This window comes from Sphingobium sp. RC1, assembly GCF_059738765.1.
On record NZ_AP027308.1, the window covers coordinates 397,745 to 420,349 of the forward strand.

At 62.4% G+C, this 22,605-nt stretch carries 13 protein-coding genes; 4 read left to right on the forward strand and 9 right to left on the reverse strand.

Annotated features, from left to right (window positions below):
- The first annotated feature begins 397 nt into the window (after nucleotides 1-397).
- Genes AC6JBC_RS15845 through AC6JBC_RS15860 form a run of 4 tightly spaced genes read left to right on the forward strand, consistent with a single transcriptional unit; the run spans nucleotide 398 to nucleotide 5,371 of the window.
- Nucleotides 398-577, forward strand: a complete 180-nt coding sequence (locus AC6JBC_RS15845) for a hypothetical protein (RefSeq protein WP_498026432.1) — start codon at nucleotides 398-400, stop codon at nucleotides 575-577.
- A complete protein-coding gene (locus AC6JBC_RS15850; RefSeq protein WP_498026433.1) occupies nucleotides 574-2,979 on the forward strand; it encodes a TonB-dependent receptor in 2,406 nt (801 codons plus the stop codon). The genes AC6JBC_RS15845 and AC6JBC_RS15850 overlap by 4 nt, the downstream gene beginning before the upstream one ends.
- Before the next feature lie 7 nt (nucleotides 2,980-2,986).
- Complete coding sequence (locus AC6JBC_RS15855; protein WP_498026434.1) at nucleotides 2,987-4,396, forward strand: MFS transporter; 1,410 nt, start codon at nucleotides 2,987-2,989, stop codon at nucleotides 4,394-4,396.
- Between the two features lie 33 nt (nucleotides 4,397-4,429).
- Nucleotides 4,430-5,371 (forward strand): TauD/TfdA dioxygenase family protein, encoded by a 942-nt coding sequence (locus AC6JBC_RS15860; RefSeq protein WP_498026435.1) that lies wholly within the window; start codon nucleotides 4,430-4,432, stop codon nucleotides 5,369-5,371.
- A 93-nt stretch (nucleotides 5,372-5,464) separates the two neighbouring features.
- Here the strand turns inward: AC6JBC_RS15860 and AC6JBC_RS15865 are convergent, their stop codons facing one another.
- The 9 genes from AC6JBC_RS15865 to gltB form a co-directional block, all read right to left on the reverse strand.
- Nucleotides 5,465-6,352, reverse strand: coding sequence for an MlaA family lipoprotein (locus AC6JBC_RS15865; RefSeq protein ID WP_498026436.1), 888 nt, complete (start codon nucleotides 6,350-6,352; stop codon nucleotides 5,465-5,467).
- Nucleotides 6,353-6,580: 228 nt separating this feature from the next.
- On the reverse strand, nucleotides 6,581-7,984 hold the full coding sequence (locus AC6JBC_RS15870) for a sensor histidine kinase (RefSeq protein ID WP_498026437.1): 1,404 nt from the start codon (nucleotides 7,982-7,984) through the stop codon (nucleotides 6,581-6,583).
- Entirely contained in the window at nucleotides 7,984-8,667 is a 684-nt protein-coding gene (locus AC6JBC_RS15875; RefSeq protein ID WP_498026438.1) for a winged helix-turn-helix domain-containing protein, read from the reverse strand. The genes AC6JBC_RS15870 and AC6JBC_RS15875 overlap by 1 nt, the downstream gene beginning before the upstream one ends.
- A 7-nt stretch (nucleotides 8,668-8,674) precedes the next feature.
- Nucleotides 8,675-11,275, reverse strand: coding sequence for a bifunctional lysylphosphatidylglycerol flippase/synthetase MprF (gene mprF, locus AC6JBC_RS15880; protein ID WP_498026439.1), 2,601 nt, complete (start codon nucleotides 11,273-11,275; stop codon nucleotides 8,675-8,677).
- 4 nt (nucleotides 11,276-11,279) lie between these two features.
- Complete coding sequence (locus tag AC6JBC_RS15885; protein ID WP_498026440.1) at nucleotides 11,280-12,020, reverse strand: AcvB/VirJ family lysyl-phosphatidylglycerol hydrolase; 741 nt, start codon at nucleotides 12,018-12,020, stop codon at nucleotides 11,280-11,282.
- Nucleotides 12,002-15,376: a glycosyltransferase gene (locus AC6JBC_RS15890; RefSeq protein ID WP_498026441.1), complete on the reverse strand. Its 3,375-nt coding sequence runs from the start codon at nucleotides 15,374-15,376 to the stop codon at nucleotides 12,002-12,004. Before AC6JBC_RS15890 ends, AC6JBC_RS15885 begins: the two co-directional genes overlap by 19 nt.
- A 214-nt stretch (nucleotides 15,377-15,590) precedes the next feature.
- A complete protein-coding gene (locus AC6JBC_RS15895) occupies nucleotides 15,591-16,007 on the reverse strand; it encodes a BLUF domain-containing protein (protein ID WP_498026442.1) in 417 nt (138 codons plus the stop codon).
- 239 nt (nucleotides 16,008-16,246) lie between these two features.
- On the reverse strand, nucleotides 16,247-17,683 hold the full coding sequence (locus tag AC6JBC_RS15900) for a glutamate synthase subunit beta (protein ID WP_498026443.1): 1,437 nt from the start codon (nucleotides 17,681-17,683) through the stop codon (nucleotides 16,247-16,249).
- A 63-nt stretch (nucleotides 17,684-17,746) separates the two neighbouring features.
- Nucleotides 17,747-22,393 (reverse strand): glutamate synthase large subunit, encoded by a 4,647-nt coding sequence (gene gltB, locus AC6JBC_RS15905; RefSeq protein ID WP_498026444.1) that lies wholly within the window; start codon nucleotides 22,391-22,393, stop codon nucleotides 17,747-17,749.
- Between the last annotated feature and the right edge of the window lie 212 nt (nucleotides 22,394-22,605).

Consider the following 22,605-nt stretch of genomic DNA (forward strand, 5'->3'; position numbering starts at 1 on the left):
AAAAGCAAAACTTGCCTTGAGCTATAATCTCTATCGGTTATGTAGAGATTGTACACGGAGCGGTTGGTCGTCGCTCCGAGATTTGCGAATATACCGACCCGCGGCTTTTGAAGGGGTGCAGCTTGCTCCGCGTCAACAACGGCTAAAGCGCGCGATGCTAAGGCGACCACGCCCGGGATCGTGTTCTCCCCCCAGGAGAATAGACGATGCATAGATATCCGACGAACCATCATCCCAATACCGTCCGGCCGCTTGACGCGACAATGTTCGGGCGTCGAGCAGGGACGTGTCGAACCTGCTGACCTGAAGAGGTCCATCCGATCCATTCAGCGGAGCATTACGCGCATCCGCACCTGATCGACGAGCGCATCACCTGCGCTGGCCGAAAGGATGAGCCATGGCCACGAACAACAGCGAAGCCACGTTTCGTGGCGGTGAGAAGCCGCGCGTCTATCCTGTTTCCTTGCAGCAGGCTGCCGCCGCGATCTTCGACGTCACGACGTTCGGTGAACAACGCCGGGGCGCTTCTGCCCTCGCCATCAATCCACTTCGAAAATCCGACAGGGAAAATCAGTGAATCATAAGAATCGATCAAAGGGGTTATTCGCCGCCCGCCAGCAATTCCTGCTGTCCGTTGCCCTCTTCGGCGCAGCTGGTTGCGGCCCGGCCTTCGCTGGTGAGACGCCGACCTCCACTGCTGCTACGGAGTCAACCTCGTTCGACGCAGCCGAAAGCGCCGCCGAGATTACCGTCACCGCTCGTCGGCGCGAAGAAGATGCGCAGGACGTACCGATTGCACTCAGCGTGGTGAGCGCTGACACGCTCGACAAGACCGGCAACTTCACGCTGGGACAGGTGCAGCAGTTGGTTCCCAGTCTACAGATTTTCAGCTTCAATCCCCGTAATACAAACGTCAATATTCGTGGGCTAGGCGCTAATGTCGCGCTGACCAATGACGGCCTGGAAAATGGCGTCGGCTTCTATCTCGACAATGTCTATTATGGTCGCCCGGGCCAGTCGCAGTTCGATCTGGTCGACTTACAGCAGATCGAAGTTCTACGTGGGCCGCAGGGCACATTGTTCGGCAAGAACACGACCGCCGGTGCGATCAACATCACCAGCCGCGAGCCAACGTTCGCGCCCGAAGCACAGGGTGAGATCAGCCTCGGCGACTATGGCTATCACCAGCTGCGGGCGTCGGTGTCAGCGCCGATCATCGCGGATCGCGCCGCTTTCCGTCTTTCGATCGCGGACACCCATCGCGACGGCTTCCTGACCAATTTGCATAATGGGTCGAAAGCGCAGGACTACGATAATTTTTCCATTCGCGGGCAGTTGCTGGTGAAGCCGACCGATACGCTTTCCGTCCGGCTCATCGGCGACTATTCGCACCAGAAGCAGCATTATGTGCTGAACATTCCCGTTGCCTATTTCGGCAACTATGACAGCGGCGCGACGATCGCCAACAATATTTTCGCCCGTACCTCGCGGGCCGGTTACACGCTGCTACCCGCCCGCGCCTTTGCCCGCGAAGGCGATTCCGACAGCCATTATCAGGCATTCATGAAAAGCTATGGCGCATCGGGCCAGATCGATTGGGATCTGGGCAAGATCGCGCTGACCTCCATCACAGCCTATCGCTGGTGGGACTGGAACCCGGCCAATGACGGTGACAGCACCAGCCTGCCGGTGATGACCAAGGCACAGCAGGCCAACCGGCAGCGCCAATTCAGCCAGGAATTACGGCTTGGTTCAACCGGCAGCAACGTTATCGACTGGACTGTGGGGGCCTATTATTTCTGGCAGACGATCCGCGGATATGGCGCGTCGGCCTATGGATCGGCCGCGCCCGACTGGTTCGTTCCCGCCGTCAACCCGGTGGTGTCCAACGCGGCGCTCAATGGCTTTGAGACGCGCAGCTATTCCGAGCCGACAACCAAAAGCTACGCGTTGTTCGGACAGGCGAGCTGGAACATCAGCGAGGCGCTAAGCCTGACCGGCGGCCTTCGTTACACGCATGAGGACAAGAGAGGCGTCTTTCGCCAATGGTGGGTCGGAGGGGCCGATCTTTCGACCCTGTCGGCGACCGATTCCGCAGCCGCGACCGCCATCCGCAACCAGTTCAATCCGCGCACCAGCTACGCCGCCGCGACGAAGGACGACAGCGTGTCGGGGCTGGCAACGCTGAGCTGGAAGGTCGCGCCCGACGCCCTTGTCTATGGCAGCTATTCACGCGGCAATAAGTCGGGCGGTCTTAACCTTACCAACATACCGAACGGGGCGGTGCCGGAGGTAAAACCGGAAACCGTCAACAGTTACGAACTGGGCTTCAAGAGCGCCTGGCTGAACCGCACCCTGACACTTAACGCCGCCGCCTTCTGGACCGAGGTCAGCGATTACCAGACCGCGATTACCCAGCCGAACGTCATTGGCAACTTCGTCCAATATATCTCCAACATTCCCAAGGTGCGCTCGCGCGGGATCGAGGGCGACCTGACTTATGCTCCAAACAAATGGATCAGCCTGACGGCTTCGGGGTCTTATATCGACGCAACTTATCGCGATTACAAAAACGCCCCCCAGGCCCCCGAACGGAGCGCGGCGCTGGCGCCAACGCAGGATCTGACCGGCGTGCAGTTGAGCGGCATTCCCAAATTCACCTACACGCTGGGCGCGGACCTGGCACAGCCGATCGGCGGGGGCGGAACAGAAATTTACGGCCATGCCGATTTCTCGCACCGCTCCAGCTTCAACACCTCGTCCAGTAACAGCCGCTATGCGCAGGTGCCTGGCTACGGCCTGCTCAACGCCCGCATCGGCATCCGCGCCGATAGCGGTCTGTGGGACATCAGCGTCTGGGCGCGCAACTTGACCGACAAGCAGTATTTCCAGGCGCTCAATACTGGCGCGTTCGGGTTCGTCACCGGCACGATCGGCGACCCGCGCACCATCGGCGCCACCCTCAAGACCAAGTTGTGAGGTTCTGATGGCTACCGCATTTTCCTACGCCGCGCGGCATCGTCCCGTTCGGGCCGCACCCCAAGATGTGAAACGCGTGAGCAGCTGGCGGCTGGCGGGCTTTGCCTCGCTGTTCGTGCCGATCACGGCGGCGCAGATGCCGCTCGCCGTCCATCTGCCCGCGATCTACGCGCAGCAGTTCGGATTGTCGCTGGCGGTGATTGGCGCGATCTTCCTGGGTGAGCGGCTGTGGGGAGCGGTGGCCGACCCGCTGATCGGCGCGCTGAGCGACCGGACCCATGGGCGCTTCGGTCGGCGGCGGCCGTGGATCGTCGCCGGAGCGGCGCTGTTCGGCGTGTCGGGCGCGCTTCTCTTCTTCCCCGCAGCGTCCTGGGTGTCGCCGCTCTATCTGGCCGCGAGCCTGTTCCTTTTTTACCTCGGCTGGTCGATGCTCCAGATTCCCTATCTGGCGTGGTCGGGCGAGACATATAGCGGCTATCACGACCGTACGCGCATCGCGACCTTCCAGACGGTCGCTGGCTCGGTGTCCCTGCTGGTCGTGCTGATCCTGCCCACGATCCTCGACCAGACCAGCCCCCAAGATGGCGCGCTGAAACTCGCGGCGATGGGCAGCGTGGTGCTAATCAGCCTGATCGTCTCGCTGGTACTGACGCTGCGCAGCCAGAGCGAAACGCCCGCAGCGCCCTCTCAGCAGATTCGCCTGTCGTTCCGGGAAACGATTGGCGCGCTATTCGGCCACCCGCTGCTCCGCCGCGTCCTGCTTTCGGACTTCGCAGTCACGGTGGGGCAGAGCATCCGCAGCGCCCTGATCGTGTTTTTCGTCACTCACTATATGGGCCTGCCTCAGTGGGCGAGCGGCCTGTTCCTCTTTCAGTTCATATTCGGCATCGTCGCTGGCCCGATCTGGGCGCAAATCGGCTATCGCATCGGCAAGCATCGCGCCGCAGTCACAGGCGAGCTGGTGCAGGTCGCGATCAATGTCGGGCTGCTACTGGTGGTGCCGGGCCAGATTGGCCTGCTGCTGGCCCTGACGCTGGCACAGGGTCTGGCGCAGGGATCAGGCAATCTGATGCTGCGGTCCATGGTCGCCGATATCGCCGACGAGCATCGGCTTCGTTCCGGCAAGGATCAGACAGCGCTCTTCTTCTCGGCGTTCAGCCTGTCGTCAAAGGCGGGCATGGCGGCAGCCGTGGGCATCGCCCTACCGCTCGTCGGCTGGCTCGGCTTCGATCCCAGAGCCACGACCAACACGCCCGAAGCGCTACACGGCCTGCTCGCGGCTTTCGCGCTCGGTCCCGCCATTGCCCATCTTCTTTCCGCCTGGCTGATCCACGGGTTTCCGCTGGATGAAGCCGCTCACACCGAAATTCGCCGCGCGCTGGACGAACGCGACCACGCTGCCCAGCCAGCCGAATAGCCTTCCTTCTCATCACCCCCAAGGAGACATGACATGACTGACCAGATCCACAATTTCATCAACGCCAAGGACACCGACAGTCCGCTGGACATCGTTCCGGTCGCCGGTCGCATCGGCGCGGAAATCAGGGGTATCGCCTTGTCGGGCGACATAGATCCCGTGACACTGGCTGCGATCCGCACCGCGCTGGTGCGGCACAAGGTCATATTCTTCCGTGATCAGGATCAACTGACGGACCAGAGGCATGAGGATTTCGCCGCCCTGCTGGGCGACCCGGTCGCGCATCCCACTGTGCCAGTGGCGGAAGGATCGCGCTACCTGCTCGAACTGGACTCGAAGGAAGGCTATGCCGCGTCGAGCTGGCATACCGACGTCACCTTCGTCGAAGCCTATCCCCAGGCGTCGATCCTGCGAGCGATCACCGTTCCGCAGGCGGGCGGCGACACATTATGGGCCAATGGCGCAACCGCCTATGAGGAGCTACCCGAGGCACTGAAAACATTGGTCGATGGACTGTGGGCCGTGCATTCCAACAAATATGATTATGCCGCCGCTTTTGGCAGCAAGGACGCCAAGCGTTCCGAGGAATATAGCAAGATCTTCGCATCGACCGTCTATGAAACGGAGCATCCGGTAGTGCGGGTTCATCCCGAAAGCGGTGAGCGCAGTCTGTTGCTCGGCCATTTCGTGAAGCAGTTTGTCGGCCTGAACCCGGCGGATTCACAGCGGCTGTTTGCCGTCCTGCAGGATCACATCACGAAGCCGGAAAACACGGTTCGCTGGCGCTGGCGGTCAGGCGACGTCGCCATCTGGGACAACCGATCGACGCAGCATCGCGCCATCGCCGATTTCGGGTTGCAACGCCGCACGTTGCGCCGCGCCACGGTGGCAGGTGATGTGCCGGTTGCGATCGACGGCCGCAGCAGCCGGTCGGTCAGGATCGAAAAGGGAGCTGAAGCCGTCGCGGCCGAATGATGTTCCTCGCCGGGGGTGGCATGCTGCCCCCGGCGCCCTACAATTTGTGACACGGTCCAGGTTGATCGGTATCGAAGATCAGCAGAGCGCCTGTTATTGCGACGCCGTCCCACCTTCTCCCATCTGTCGCCCATAAACCGGCACCACGTCATTGCTCGCCCGACCGTGCAACGCCTCGATCTCCGCCTTACGCTGCTTCAGATACAGCTCGCGATACGCCACATAGGGATCATCCTCCTTGCGGATTTTCTGGACGGTATCGTCAAAGGCCGCGCGCTCGCCAAGCTGGTTCAGGATCGTCGCCGGAATGACGTAGGCAGGCTTTGTGAAGGGCTTGCCGATCAGGAAGGGCACCGCCATTTTGTCCACCGTATCGCCGATGATATCGCGTAGCGTGGTCGGCCCGACGATGGGCAGATACATATATGGCCCCGGGCCGACGCCATAAAAGCCAAGCACATTGGCGAGACCGTTGGGCCGATAGGGCAGGAAGAAGGGCTTGCGCTTGGCGACGTCGAACAGGCCCGCGACCCCAAGCGTCGTGTTGATGGTAAAGCGCCCCACCGTTTCCACCGCCTTGCCGGGCTTCAGCTGGAGCATATAAGCGGCGAACACCACCGGCTCCTGCAAATTGGCGAAGAAGTTGCGGAAGCCCTTCCGAACGGGCTTGGGCAGCCCCTTATTATAGGCCTTCGCCATGGGCTCGACCACGGCCTTGTCAACCGACTGAACCGCTTCAAAGCTTTTTGCATTGAGATGCTCAAGCGGGTCGCCCGGCGGGGCTCGATCTGCGCCGGTCACCACGATGTCGGTGGGCTGTTCCTCCGCGCCGTTTTCCGATTTGGGGGCCAAAGATATGTTCAACGCTGCCGCAGCGCTTGCAACATCTACCGTCGGCGAGGCCTCGGGTGGCGGCGCATCGACCGTTGCCGCCTGTGCGCCCATCATCAACATTCCCGCGGCGATGCCCGGCAGCAGCATTGTCTATCCTTTGCAGCGGCCGATCGCCACATTCGGCTGGGCCATCGAAGTCCAGATCGCGTCGCGGTTTATCCGTGAGTTGTCCAGCCCCGCGCGGGCTAAATGCGATATGGCGCGCCGTCAATAGATTGATCTCGTGGGAAAGTGGAACACCTCCGGGAGCCATTCAGAACCAAGGATGCCGCCCCGCTCTTATCGCTTTCCGCAATCCCAAAGGTGGGGGAAATGCTAAATCGCCGACGCCGATTGCACAGCCTCACCGTCACTCGGCGAATAGGGGAACGACAGCGTGACAAGCAATCCAGGGGCCGCATCACCCAGCACGAGCGCGCCGCCGTGGAGCCGCGCGACAGCGGCGGCGAGCGAAAGGCCAAGGCCTGCGCCCGCGATGTGGCGGGACATGTCCAACCGGGCGAAGCGGCTGAGGGCGCGCTCGCGATGCTCCTCTGGAACGCCGGAACCATTGTCGGACACCTGGATCAATATCGAACCGGCTTCAGTGCGCGCTGAAAGCCCAATGCGATCACCACCATATTTCAGTGCATTATCGATCAGGTTCGAAAGCGCCTGTCCCAGCATCTCTCGATTGGAAAACAGGAACAAGCCGGGTTCAGCCTCCACGGAAATGGTCACATCCCGCTCGTCCGCCAAGGCACCGTACATGTCCTGAAAATCATGCAGCAGCGCAGCGACATCGACCGGCATGAAGCTGTCCCGACCTATTCCGGCTTCGGCCCGGCTGATGAGCAGGGCGGTGTCCAGCATTCGCAGCAGCGTGTCGCTTTCCTCGACCGCGCGTTCAAGTGCGCTGACGCTGGTCTCATCGTGACTTTGCTCAACCGCGCCGTCCAGCACGGCCCGCAACCGGGTGAGCGGCGACCGCAGGTCATGGGCAAGGCCGTCGGTCACCAGACGCAGTTCATCGACCAGCCCGGTAATGCGGTCCAGCATGGCGTTGATCGCCTGACCCAGCGTATCGAACATGTCTCCGCTGCCGGTCAGGGCAATGCGGCGTTCCATGTCGCCTGTTTTCACCGCGCTTGCCGTATCGGCCACGGCGTGCAGGCGCCTCCGCATGATGGAGGCCGAAAGCCAGGCGGCCCCGGCAGCCAGCGGGACCGCGATCAAAACAGCGCTCAACAGCGCGGCTTCCAGATAGCCGCCGAAACGCAGGTCGCTTTCCACCACATGTCCGGTCAGCAGGCGCGTGCCATCTGGGAAACGGGTACTGACGATGCCCATGACCTGTGGATCGCCATGCTGGCGGGGCGCGTGCAGCAGGTTCACCAGACGCCAGGATTCAGCCGTGCCGACATGGTCGGGCCATTTATCAAGATTGCCTGCGATACGGCGTCCGTCCGGCCCCATGAGCAGCAGGATGGAATCGCCGACCGGATCGGCGGCAATGCGGCTGCGCACCGTCGCCCCGGCGGCGGCTAGTCCGGCGGCGGCGTAGGTGGCCGATATATCGTCGCGCAGGCCGACCGCTATCTCGCGACTGGCGTGGTTGACCGACTGGCTGGTGAAGCGATGGACCGCCCACAGCGACACCAGAACGCAGGCGATCTGCATCAGGAAGATCAGTAGGGCAAAGCGCCAGATGACCGAATAGCGCCAGCGCATGATGCGCATCAGCCATTCTCGCTCAGGCGATAGCCCGCGCCGCGCACCGTGTGGATCAACGGCGCCTCGCCATCTTCATCGATCTTGCGCCGCAACCGGCTTATATGGACATCGATGACATTGGTGCCGGGGTCGAAATGATAATCCCATACGCCCTCCAGCAACATGGTCCGCGTCACGACCTCGCCTCTGTGGCGCATCATATATTCGAGCAGGCGGAATTCGCGCGGTTGCAGGTCGACCGACCGGCTCCCGCGCATGGCTTTCCTTGAAAGCAGGTCCACTTCCAGATCGCCGCATTTCAGCCGCGTTTCGGCCTGCCCTGCCTTCCCCCGCCGCAACATGATCCGCAGCCGGGCCAGCAATTCGGCGAAGGCAAACGGCTTGGCGAGATAATCGTCCGACCCACTGGTCAATCCCTTGACCCGTTCGTCAGCCGTCGCGAGCGCGGACAGGATCATGACCGGCGTCTCGATGCCCGCCGCTCGCAGCGCCGCGAGCACGGCCATGCCATCCATGCCAGGCAGCATTCGGTCGAGGATGATCGCGTCATGGCTTGCCTCTGTCGCCATGAACAGTCCCTCCCGTCCGTCCTCGGCGCGGTCGATGGTGAAGCCCTCTTCGGCAAGGCCCTTTGCGATATAGTCGGCCGTCGTGGCATCATCCTCGACGAGCAGCACTTTGTAACTCATGGTCGCCCTATCGGACATCCGAAGCCCTCCGTCCAGCATTCCGCATTCGGCTGACGGCGCTCCTTGGCCCGCCTTCGATAAGGCGCTGAAGGTCCAGCATGGCCCGCAGCATCGACAACCCCTGCGGCCCGGCGATGAAGCGCGGCTCCCAAGACGGTGTGAACTTCGCCTTGTAGGCGCGGAGGCCCTTGAAGCCGTAGAGGCTGCCCCCATGCTTGAAAATCAGCGCTCCCGCTTTCACCCAAATGGGCGAGAGTCGACGCGCCTCCAGACCCGAAAGCGGCGCCATGCCGAGCGTGAACCAGCGATAGCCTTGCGCCTTTCCCCAAAGCATGAGGCGGCAAAAGAGGAAGTCCATCATGCCCGCGGGCATATCAGCATCATGCCGCATCAGGTCCACGGACAGTTCGCCATGATCGGCGGTGGCCCATATGTTCGCAAAGGCGATGATCCTGCCCTCCCGCCGCACGACCGCACAATCAAAACGCTGCAAGTAGGGCAGGTCAAACCGGCCGACGCTGAACGCTTTTTCGGCACCCCCCTTGGCTTTGAGCCAGCGGCGCGACACCGCTTCCAGCTCATCGATCAGCAGAGCGACGTCAGCGGCGGGCACGATCTCGAAGGTCACGCCTTCCCCTTCGGCTCGGCGTAACGCGTGGCGGAATGGCTTGCCCTTGGGTCCGTCAATCGTGAAGCGGGACAGATCGATGCGTGCCTCCTCCCCATATTTGACGAGCGACAGGCCAAGATCGATGGCAAGGGGCAGGCCATCAAGGCTGAGCTGATAAAGCAGAAGCCGCCCCTGCGCTGCGTCCGCCCGCTCACGCAATTCCCAAAGCAGGCCGCCCCATTCGCTCGGGTCCCCAACCGGGTCGCTCATGACAATCCAGCTATGCCCCTGAATCTGATACATCAGGAACGCCCTGCCCGATGGGGACGTCAGGAACAGCTTATCACCGGTCAGCGACAGGAACGCGTCGGTTTTCCGGGCGGACGCCAGCGCCTCCTGGCTGGGGCGGGTCGAGATGACCGGCCCGGCGAAGGGCGATGCCGGACGGAGCAACTGCCACAAGGCCGCCCAAATCAGCAGGACACCGGTCGCAAGGGCGGCGCGCAGGAAGCGAGATGCGTCATGATGCCGACCGAACTGCCACCATAGTTCATTCTGATAATCGACATGCTTGAAGGCGAAAAAGCCGATCCAGACCGAAATGACGATCGCCACCGCCAGGGCAATGATCCAGCCCGGCGCAAGCATAGCGGAGGTCAGGCTGGTCTTGCGGTAAAAGGCGGGACGGCTCCATTGCAGCAGGCCGGTAATGACGATCAGGACGGCCGCTTCCTCATAATCCAGTCCCTTCATCAGGGAGAAGCCAGCGCCCGCCAGCAGCAGCAGCCGGGTCAGCCAGAATGCGCCATCCTGCCATCGGTAGAGGCCCGATGCGAGCAGCACCAACATCGCCCCGATCATGCTGGCGGCCAGGTGCGACGCCTCAACAAAGGGCATGGGAAGGATGCTGCTCACGGCCCTGAACCGGGCCGGTATGGCAGGCAGCGATCCGGACACCAGCAGGACGATCCCGCCGGCCGCCACCAGCATGGCCAGAACCGCAGGAGCAATCTCCCGACCCAGACTTTCCGCACCACTAAGGACGCGTCGAACCGGGCTTTGCCATGCATGTCGTTCATGCAAGACTATGAGAAATGCCGCTGCCGCCAAGGGCAGCAAATAATAAACCAGCCGATAGGCGAGCAGCGCGGCGAACAGCGAAGGCCGCGCGACCTGCGGGACGGTAGCGAGGACCACGGCCTCGAACAGCCCGACGCCGCCTGGCACATGGCTGATCAATGCGATGATGATGCCCAGCGTATAGGCCAGGAAGAAGGCCGGAAACAGCGTGATGGCGATATGAGGGAGAAGCACAAACAGCGCCGCGCTCGACAGCGTGAGGTCGACACAGGCAATTCCAATCTGTGCCGCCGCCTGTCCGCGCGATGGCAGCATGAGGGTCCATCCGAATAGCCGGACGGGATGCGGCGCCCGTCTTAGCGCCGCCAATGCCACCGCGACTCCTGCGAGCATGCAAAAACCAAACAGTTGAAGAGCCGAGGCATCAATGGGGAACGCCTTGATGGCGATCGGCATCGGATCGACAGCCAGGAACAGCGCCGCCATCGTCACCACCCCGCCCCAGAAGGACAGGCTGGCCGACGCAATCACTCGGGCGACATCGCCCGGTCCCAATCCCGCCGCGCCATAGATGCGCATGCGCGCAGATCCGCCGGTCAGCAGCGAAAGCCCCAGATTGTGGCTGAGCGTGTAGCTGCAAAAGGATGCGAGCGCCGCGGTGCGCCAGGCGATCCGTTTGCCGATGATGCGCAGCGCCATATGGTCATACAGCGTCAGCGAAAGATAGCTGAGGATCGTCAGCGCCAATGCACCAGCGAGCGCGCCCGGCGTGATGGCCCGGATCGCGCCGCGCAGGTCATGGCCATGCACCTCGGACAGGAGGTGGAACACCATCGCCAACCCTAAGCCCATCATCAGCAGGAGGAGCGCGACGGAAAGGGCGCGCCTATGTCTGGCAGAGGAGAGCGCCGCGATCATAGCGCTATGCCGGATGGACGGGCGAGGCCAGCGTCCGGTCTATCGCCCGCAACAATATCGCGCTCGCCCTGTCCGCATCATGGTGCAGCTGATGTCCACCGGGCAGGCGGACGGTCGTCGCGTTGAGCTGGCGCAGCGAAGGGCAAAGACTCGACCGTTCCTCCGAGCCATGGATGCAGAGCAGCGGCACCCAACTCAATTTGCGACCCGCGAGAGAGGCATCTTCTTCCGGCTCACCGATCGAGAATATTTCCGAAGGGGACGCGCGCCACTCGCGTGTCCCGCCCGGAACGATCAGGCCGACAAAGGCGATCCGACGGCGCAGTTCATTCGGCACATAGGGCAGGGATGGCGCGATGACATCGGCCCCGAAGGACTGGCCTAGCAGCAGCAGCCGGGCTTGAGGATCAATCGCGATCGCGCGCCGCAACCCATCGGCTATCATTGCGCCGGTTTGCTCAGGCGTGCGGCGGACGCGGAAGAAGTGCAGGCTGTTCTCGGCGACCACGGGGATGCCATGGTCCGTCAGCCGATCGGCAATCGCCGGACCAAGTCCCGCATGGAAACCCATGTCACCAGACAGGTAAAGCGCGACCGCATGCCGATCCGCCTTCTGCCCGGCCTTGGCAGGCATGACGTCGAACAGATGCCCGCCCACATATCCCAGATACCAGAAGGACAGGACAATGGCGCCGCACAACAGCAGCAATGTGTGCGTCAGCGATTTCACGCCGCCTTGTTCCATGCCGCCATATCCTCTGCCGCGCCGCCCGATGCCTGCACCCGGCCGCTCCGCTCCAACTTACCCCATCCGACCCATGGCCCTAATATCGCGGTCGCGGTGGCACGGATGACGACGCCGTACATGATCTGGCGATAGACAAAGCGCTGTGCCACCAACAGCAAGGCAGGATAGCGCCGCTCGCGCGGTTCGAGCCTGTAGGCGACAGCGCCGCACAGCACGTCGATGGCGCAGAAGGCGAGCCAATAGAGACCCATGCGCAGCACATCGGTTTGCGTCTGCGCCCAGCCATGCTGATGGATGCGCACCGCCGTATCGATGCTGCTGACGATCAGGGCCAGGTCGATGATCGGCGACACCAGTGCAAAGCCGATCTGGAACAGCCAGGCCTGCGGCAATCCGACCCAGCTCAATCCCGCTGGCTTGCCATCGCGCCAGATGCCGCGATGCTTCCACAGGCATTGCAACGTGCCATAAGCCCAACGGAATCGCTGCTTGGCAAGCGCGCGGAAGCTTTCGGGCGCTTCGGTCCAAGCGACGGCTTCGGTGTCATAGGCGACCAACCAGCCCGCACGCTGGACCGCGATCGTCAGATCCTGATCCTCCGCCAGCGTGTCGAGCGGATAGCCACCCACCTCATCCAGCGCCGCCCGCCGCCATGCGCCGACCGCACCCGGCACGACCGTGATCGCGCCGAACCGCGCCAGCGCCCGCCGCTCCAGATTCTGCGCGGTCACATACTCCACCGCCTGCCAGCGAGTGACGAGGTTCACGCGGTTGCCGACCATCGCATTGCCCGCCACCGCGCCCACATCCTCATCGGCGAACCAGCGGGCGAGCCGGGCGATGGTCAGGGGTTCGAACTGCGTGTCTGCATCAAGCGCTACGATGATCGGGGCGCGCGCCAACTCCAGCGCGCGGTTGAGTGCCGCAGCCTTGCCGCCATTGGTGAGGGTAAGCAGCCGGACGCGTTCGTCCCCGGCGAAAACGCGCGTGACGATCGCGCTCGTTCCGTCCGTGGAGCCATCGTCCACGACAATGACGTCCAGCGTCACCTGCTCGCTTGCCAGCACGCGGCGCACCGACGCCTCAATTACCTTGGCTTCATTGAAGGCAGGGATAATCACCGACACAAAAGTGTTGGACTGCATCGCTGGCGGTTCCACCCGGTTGGAACGCAGGCGGCTACCAAGCGCCAGCGCCGCCAGCATCAGCGCCCGGCCGATGCCGAACAAGATGACCGCGAAGAACAGCCATTTAAGCGCCGCGGCGATCGCGGCCAGCACAAGGAAGACCGCAACGTCGATCCGCACTGCCGCCAAATCGGCCCCGCCGATCCGTGGCATCACCTTGTCCGTTGTCAGCCCTGCGAGGGTGGATATGGTGACGAAGCGATAGCCCTTCGCCTCCAGCCGCTTGATGATGCGGGGCAAGGCCGCGACCGTCTGCGCCCGATCCCCGCCGCTGTCGTGTAGCAGAACAACCTGTGCAGAGCGTTCAGCGTCCCCGGCCTCAACCTGCTGAACCGTGCGATCGACGATTGCATCGACGCCCGGCCGCGTCCAATCGCCCGGATCGACATGCAGGCCGACATTCAGATAACCGGCGCGCTGGGCCTCCAGCGCGGGACCAATCTCATCCGCGCTGGTGGGTTCTGCGTCTCCGAAATAAGGTGCGCGGAATAGGCGCATGGCCCGGCCCGTATAGGCTTCCACCAGCCGCTGTGTGCTGTTCAGTTCCAGCGAAACGCCGCGTGGCGAGACCTGGGCCAGATTGGGGTGGGTATAGCTATGGCTGCCGATTTCGCTGCCCTGCGCAATGATCTCGCGCAGCAGCGAAGGATGCATGATCGCATTTTCGCCTATGACGAAGAAGGTGGCAGGCACGTGCGCGCGCTTCAATATGTCAAGGATCGGCGGCGTCCACACCGCGTCCGGCCCATCATCGAAGGTCAACGCCACCATATGCGGGCGGTAGCCCGTCCGCCGAATGACATAAGGAGTAGGCAGACTGGCATAATGTTCGTCGATAATCAGCCCGCTTAGCGGCCCTGAACCGATGCGCACCGTTCGATGACCGATGGTGGGCACATCATCGATCCGCAGGATTTCGCCATTGCCCTCGACATCGACGGAATTGAAGCTGGTCAGCCGTCCGAGCCCCTCCACCTTGCCCTTCTTTCCAGCGAGCGCGGACCAGAAGCCAGGGTCCTCCGACCCCAGGCGCCACAGCGCGATCCCGCCCGCGCCCGTGATCCGCGCGGCGCGCACCTGGTTCCAAGCGCTAGCCGCGTCAAGCATCCAGACATGATGGACAGCGCCATCCTCGGCATAGTCGAAGGTCGCGTTGCCGCTCCTGCCGTCAAAGCGGATCGGAGCGCCGGAGTCATGCGCCGTCAGCCATGCATCCTCGATCGACCGGATCGAAGCCGGGCCGCTGCCTTCCTTCCAGTCATAGGCATAGTTGCCGATCGCCACGATCGCCTTGGATGCCGGAACTTGGTGCAGCGCGGCCCGCAAACGAGCAACGAGCCAAGGCTGCGCGGCAATCGGACCCGGCTGATCGCCGATGAAATGCTGGTCATAGGCCATCAGGAAAAGGCGGTCGGCCACACGCGCATAGGCACGCAGGTTCCAACGCGCGTCATCCACGGGCACGGTCAGCATCACCTGCTGATTTTGACTGTGCAGCAGTTGTCCTGCTTCCTTGAGGAACGACAGATAATCGGCGTGCGCGTTCGGCGGTAGCGCTTCCAGATCGAATATGACCCCTGATGCTTTGAGCGCCTTCAGCGACTGAGCCAATCGCAGGAGCAGCGCCTTCCGCGCCGCGCGGTCGTGCAGCAGCGCCGACGTCCCGGCACCATCCCAATCGCCATCATCGGCATTCTGCACGACCGGCATGACACGCGGGCGATGAGCCGAGGTACGAATGAGCGACGTGAAGACCGGATCATTCGTGACGCGCAGATCATGGCGCGGGCCGGTAACAGACAGCAAGGTCGGGGCCACCCAGTCGATCTGGCCAATATGCTGGCGCAAAGACGCCCGGCTTGCGTCGTCCCATGGTACATAGAAGGCAACGCTGACAGCCTTACCAGCGGCGCCCTGGCCGCGGTGCGGCAGCCATTCTGACAGGCGATGGCGAACCGTGGCCTGGAAATGGTTCAGGCGCTGGCCGATGCCTTCCGGACGGCGGCGCTCCATTTGCAAAGGAACGGCGGGCGGAATGGGCACATTGATGATGGTATAGGCAAAGGCCATTCCGGCGGCGAGAATGACCATGATCAGGCAGAATAGGGCTGGGAGCGTCAAGCGGCGCCTGCGGCCGGTGGCATCGTAGAAAACTGGCCTGTGCATCGTTCGCCCATCCGACTGGAGAGGCGACGCAACAGGGGTGAGCGCCGCCTCTCACTTACGTGGCCACCATGTGAGCCGCCGTACGGGATAGCTGGCTTGGCCTAACAGACGCATGGTCGGCAGATTACAACTTTGTCATGGGAGGTGCCTGAGCATCCCGTGTGGCAGGAAATGGCGCTGATCGATGCAGCGTCGATGAGGAATCCGCAGCATATTATCCCCGGCCCATCATGGCCGTTTCGGACATGAACCGGGCGAGTGCTTCTGCGCAGTTTACAGGATCATCGGCAGCTTCCCTCAACAGCTGCTCAACTTCCGGATAATTCGTTTGAGCAGGTACGAAATAAGCCAGCGACCAGGTGACGAACCGTCGGTGGGGATAGACGCCTTCGGCGATGGTGCGAATATTTTCGTGCCTCAAGTCATCGACGATGAGACGCTGCAACGCGTCCACGCCGTCTGCTGGCCCTTCAAGATATTGCGCGAAACTGCGGCCGGTAAACAGGAGTGCGCCCGTAACATGAAGGCGGTGATTGCGCGGGACGGAATCCTTGACGATATCCGCGACCAGTTCATCGGCCTCATCCTCCGCGAGCCGGCTGGCGCTGATGTAGAACCATCTGAAGACCATCGACGCGAAACTCCGGAAGGCCGCTGGTCCTCATTATAGAGGAGGCTATCCGTTCGTCGCCAACTCACAGGGGTTAAACACAAAGCCCCGGCCCCTGCCGCCATTCAAACGCCGCTGCCCCCTCACTCAAGAGCAGGCGAGCAGCGACGTATGGCGATCGGGTCGAGGCCTTGCCGGGGTGACGCGGATCATTGGCCCCGTCCTTCGGAGCCTTTCACCGTCGCAATTGCCTTCAGCGCTTAACGAGGAAGGTCGCTGACGCCCATCAGGTGTAGATCGACTGCGCGAGCGCACTGTCGGCCCTCCCGAATGGCCCAGACGACCAGCGATTGGCCACGGCGCATGTCGCCACAGGCGAACACCGACGACTGGCTGGTGGCATAGTCGATCATATTGGCCTTCACATTGCCGCGCGCATCGAGGTCAGCACCGGACTGTTCAACCATGCCCGCCTTGCGAGGGCCAACGAAGCCCATCGCCAGCAGGACGAGGTCGGCCTTCAGCTGGAACTCGCTGCCCGCGATTTCCTGCATCTTACCGTCAACCCATTCGACGCGCACGCATTCGAGCGCCTCGATCTGGCCGTTCTTGCCGATTGCCCGCCGGGTGGTGACCGCCCAGTCGCGATCGCACCCTTCCTGATGAGAGGAAGACGTGCGCAACTTGAGCGGCCAATTGGGCCAGCTAAGCGATTTTTCCTCCCTCTCGGGCGGCTTTGGCATGATCTCCAGTTGGGTGACCGAAGCGGCGCCCTGCCGGTTGGAGGTGCCGACACAATCCGAACCGGTGTCACCGCCGCCGATGACGACGACATGCTTGCCCTGCGCGGACAAGGTGCCGCGCGGCGCGGCACGCAGTTCATCGTCGCCCGCATTGCGCTTGTTCTGCTGCGTCAGGAATTCCATCGCCAGCCGCACGCCAGCCAACTCGCTTCCGGGAATGTCCAGCGTGCGGGGATGTTCGGCGCCACCGGACAGAACCACGGCGTCATAATTGCTGCGCAGCGCGTCCATCGAGATGGCGACGCCGATTTCGGTCGAAGTACGGAATTCGACTCCTTCCGCTTCCATCTGCTGGGCGCGGCGGTTGATCAGGTGCTTTTCCATCTTGAAGTCAGGAATGCCGTAGCGCAGCAATCCACCGACCCGGTCATTCTTTTCGAACACGGTCACAGTGTGACCAGCGCGGGCAAGCTGCTGCGCGCAGGCAAGGCCAGCGGGGCCAGAGCCGACGACGGCGACGCGCTTGCCGGTCTTGCGCGCAGGCAGCTGCGGTTCGATCCAGCCTTCACGCCAACCGCGATCGACGATTTCGCATTCGATCGACTTGATGGTAACCGGAGAGTCGACGATGTTCAGCGTGCAGCTCGCCTCGCATGGCGCGGGGCAGACGCGGCCGGTGAATTCCGGGAAGTTATTGGTGCTATGCAGCGTTTCCAGCGCCGTCTTCCAATCGTCTTCATAGACGAGGTGGTTCCAGTCCGGAATGATATTGTTCACCGGACAGCCATTGTGACAGAAGGGAATGCCGCAGGCCATGCAGCGAGCGGCCTGGTCGCGGATCTCTTCCTTCGACAGCGGAACGATGAACTCGTTCCAATGCTTCAGACGCTCTTCGGGCGCGGTGTAGCTGCGTTCTTTGCGCTCAACCTCGAGGAAACCGGTGGGCTTGCCCAAACTCTTTCTCCAAACTTCTCAATCTTGTCGCATGCGAGGGAGTATGCCCTCACCCCATGAAGCCTATTCGGCGGCCACGGGGGCTACGGCAACACGTTCATCTTCCATGCTCTGCAGAGCCTTGCGATAATCTTTCGGCATGACCCGGACGAAGTTCGCAAGCGTGCCCTGCCAGTCGGCCAGCAGCGCCTCGGCGCGTTCCGAACCCGTGTACAGCTTATGCCGTTCGAGCAGGATGCGCAGGCGGTCGGCGTCGTGGCGCAGCATGTCGCCCATGCCCCAGTCATTGACGTCCACGCCGCGTTGCAGCGGACGGCCAAGGCCATCGTCATCCGAAGCCATTGCCGGGACCGGATCAACATCGACCATCGCGGGGTTGACCTTCGACCGGAAGCTGCCGTCGGGATCGTAGACATAAGCGATGCCGCCCGACATGCCCGCCGCGAAGTTGCGGCCGGTTTGCCCCAGCACGACGACCACACCGCCGGTCATATATTCGCAGCCATGATCACCTACGCCCTCGACGACGGCGATCGCGCCCGAGTTGCGAACCGCGAAACGTTCACCACCCACGCCGCTAAAGAAGGCTTCACCGGAAATGGCGCCATAGAGGACGGTGTTGCCGACGATGATATTGTCGGTGGGGACGCGCTTCGTATCCGCTGGCGGGCGGACGATAATGCGACCACCGGACAGGCCCTTGCCGACATAGTCGTTCGCATCGCCGGTCAGGTCCAGCGTCACGCCGTGCGCCAGGAAAGCGCCGAAGCTTTGACCCGCAACGCCCTGAAGCTTCACCAGGATGCTGTTGTCGGGCAGACCGGCATGGCCAAAGCGACGGGCAACCTCGCCCGATAGCATCGCGCCGACGGTGCGGTTGACGTTACGGATCGGCCGTTCGATGCGAACCGGGTCGCGCCTTTCCAGCGCGTCCATCGACGCCTTGATCAATTCCTGATCAAGCGCGGCATCCAGACCATGGTCCTGGCCTTCGGTGTTGCGCAGGACGAGATTCTGATCCGGCGCGACCTGATGGAGCAAGCGGCTGAGGTCGACGCCCTTCGCTTTCCAGTGATCGATGGCATCGCGCATGTCGAGCCGGTCGACGCGGCCGACCATTTCCTCGATCGTGCGGAAGCCCAGCTGCGCCATGATCGTGCGCAGTTCTTCCGCCACGAAGAAGAAATAGTTGATCACATGTTCCGGCTGGCCCGTGAAACGCTTGCGCAGTTCGGGGTCCTGGGTCGCGACGCCGACCGGGCAGGTGTTAAGATGGCACTTGCGCATCATGATGCAGCCCGCCGCGATCAGCGGAGCGGTGGCAAAACCGAATTCATCCGCGCCGAGCAACGCGCCGATGGCAACGTCACGGCCGGTTCGAAGACCGCCATCGACCTGCACGGCTATGCGGGTGCGCAGGCCGTTGAGCAGCAGCGTCTGCTGGGTTTCGGCGAGGCCGATTTCCCAGGGGCTACCCGCATGGGTCAGCGACGTCAGCGGCGACGCGCCTGTGCCGCCTTCATAGCCCGAGATAGTGACATGGTCTGCCCGCGCCTTGCTGACGCCCGCCGCGACCGTGCCGACGCCGACTTCCGACACCAGCTTGACCGAGATGCGGGCGCCCGGATTGACGTTCTTCAGGTCGTGGATCAGCTGCGCCAGATCCTCGATCGAATAGATGTCATGGTGCGGCGGCGGGGAGATTAGGCCCACGCCCGGCGTCGAGTGACGTGTTTTGCCGATGGTCTTGTCGACCTTGTCACCGGGCAGCTGACCACCTTCGCCGGGCTTTGCACCCTGCGCCATCTTGATCTGCACATCGTCGGCATTGACCAGATATTCGGTGGTCACGCCGAAGCGACCGGAAGCCACCTGCTTGATCGCGGAGCGCATGGAATCGCCATTGGGCAGCGGCTTGAACCGCTTGGGGTCCTCACCACCCTCGCCCGTGTTCGACTTGCCGCCGATCCGGTTCATGGCGACCGCCAGCGTGGTATGGGCTTCCCAGCTGATCGACCCATAGCTCATCGCGCCGGTCGCAAACCGCTTCACGATGGCACTCGCCGGTTCGACTTCATCAAGCGGAATAGCCTGATCCGCGAACTTGAACTTCATCAGACCGCGAATGGTCAGCAGCCGCTCATTCTGTTCATTGATAGACGCGGCGAAGGCTTCATATTCCTTCGGATTGTTGCCGCGCACCGCATGCTGGAGCGAAGCGACGCTCTGCGGCGTCCAGGCATGTTCCTCGCCACGGACGCGATAGGCATAGGCGCCACCCACATCCAGCATGTTGCGGTAGATCGGATTGTCGCCGAACGCCTCGCGATGACGATTGACCGTTTCCTCCGCGATCTCGGCAAGGCCGATGCCCTCGATGGTGGTCGCGGTGCCGGTGAAATAGCGTTCCAGGACGGCAGAATTGAGGCCGACCGCGTCGAATATCTGTGCGCCGCAATAGCTTTGATAGGTCGAAATGCCCATCTTGGACATGACCTTCAATATGCCCTTGCCGACCGCCTTGATGTAGTTCTTCTGAACTTCGTAGGCGGACAGCGGCAGGTTCTGCTTCACGCGGATCTGCTCAAGCGTCTCGAACGCGAGATAGGGGTTCACCGCCTCCGCGCCATAGCCGGCGAGGACGCAGAAATGATGCACTTCGCGCGCTTCGCCCGTCTCTACAACCAGGCCGGTCTGCATGCGCAGGCCCTGACGGATGAGGTGATGGTGGACTGCTGCGGTTGCCAACGCGGCCGGGATGCCGATGCGCTCGGCTGAAACGTTGCGGTCGGACAGGATGAGAATGTTCTGATCCGCGAGCACCGCTTCGGTCGCTTCGTTGCAGATGCGATCGAGCGCGCGCTCCAGGCCGGCGGCTCCTTCCGTCGTCGGCCAGCTGATGTCGATCGTCTGCGTGCGGAACGCGCCGTCCAGCGCATCATGGATGCCGCGAATCTTGGCGAGATCCGCGTCGGTCAGCACCGGCTGAAGAGTTTCCAGCCGCTTGTGCGTGCCCGCGTGATGGCCAAGCAGGTTCGGACGCGGCCCGATCATCGACACCAGGCTCATAACCAGCTCCTCGCGGATCGGGTCGATGGGCGGGTTGGTGACCTGGGCGAAATTCTGCTTGAAATAATCGTAGAGCAGCCGCGATTTTTGGCTGAGCACGGCGATGGGCGTGTCGATGCCCATCGACCCGATCGGGTCTTCCGCATTGCGCGCCATCGGCTCCAGGAACTTCAGCACGTCTTCCTGGGTGTAGCCGAACGCCTGCTGGCGATCGAGGAACGCCGCCGCGTCGTTGCCGCGCGATGGCAGCAGGTCCTCGCCAAGGGTGGCGGGCAGTTCTTCCAGCTTATACTGCGTTTCCTTCAGCCACTCCTCATAGGGATGTTCGTCCGCGAGTTGGGCCTTGATCTCCTCGTCCTCGATGATGCGGCCCTGCTCCAGGTCGATGAGCAGCATCTTGCCCGGCTGAAGCCGCCACTTGCGGACGATATTTTCTTCCTTGAAGGGCAGGACGCCACTTTCCGATGCCAGGACGATATGATCGTCATCTGTCACGATGAAGCGCGCCGGGCGCAGGCCGTTGCGGTCCAGTGTCGCACCAATCTGGCGGCCGTCGGTGAAAGCGATGGCGGCGGGGCCATCCCACGGTTCCATCAGGGCGGCGAAATATTCGTAGAAAGCCTTGCGCTTGGGATCCATCAGCGGGTTACCCGCCCATGCCTCCGGGATCAGCATCATGACCGCCTGCGCCAGCGGGTATCCACCGGCGACCAGCAGTTCCAGCGCATTGTCGAGGCAGGCAGTGTCCGACTGACCATGCGGGATCAGCGGCCACATCTTGTCGAGGTCGGCGCCCAGCAGCGGGGATTCGAGCGTGCGCCGACGCGCGTTCATCCAGTTCACATTGCCGCGAACCGTGTTGATCTCGCCATTATGGGCAATGAAGCGATAGGGGTGCGCGAGCTTCCATGAGGGGAAGGTGTTGGTCGAAAAGCGCTGATGGACGAGTGCCAACGCCGACTGGGTCAGCGGATTGCGCAGATCGTCGTAGAAGCTGCCGACCTGATCGCACAGCAACAGCCCTTTGTAGACGACCGTGCGGGTGGAAAAGGACGGCACGTAGAAGTCGGCCAGCGCCTCCAGCCCTTGCTTCTGCGACAGTTCCTTAAGCGGATTTTGCGTCTGCTTGCGGATGGCGAGCAGCTTGCGCTCGAACGCGTCCTGATCCTTCGTTCCGACGCCTCGGCCGACGAAGCACTGACGGATGGTCGGCATCTCGTCCAGCACAGTCTGGCCCAGCCCGTCGAGCGTCACCGGCACGTCGCGCCAACCCAGCAGGACCTGGCCTTCCTTCAGGATAAATCGCTCAAGCTGCTGCACGGCGGCGGCTTGGGCATCCCCGTCACGCGGCAGGAAGCACATGGCAACGCCATAATCGCCTGGCTGCGGCAGATCGATGCCCGCGCCGGTGGCCCAATTTCGATACAGCGAATCAGGAATCTGAATCAAAATGCCCGCGCCATCACCCACCAAAGGGTCCGCGCCGACTGCGCCACGATGGTCGATATTGCGCAGAATGTCCAAGCCACGAAGAACAATATCGTGGGTTTTTAATCCCTTTATGTTGGCGATGAAGCCGACGCCACATGCATCATGCTCATTACCGGGATCATATAAACCTTGCTTGCTTGGGTAAGCCATTCACATTCCATTCCGTGCGATCTTGCGAGCGCGCCATTACACGCGCGGCGGACGGCAGGGAATAGCTTTGGCGCGATTCCCCGACGGCGATCGATCAAAAAATCCGCATTTTAAGCAGAATCAGGCGAACTTGTCTGCGCACAGTCCGCCACCTGACCGTTCGAATCGGCCATAAATGTCTCCTGCAATGCTGACAATAGGCGAGAGAAGGT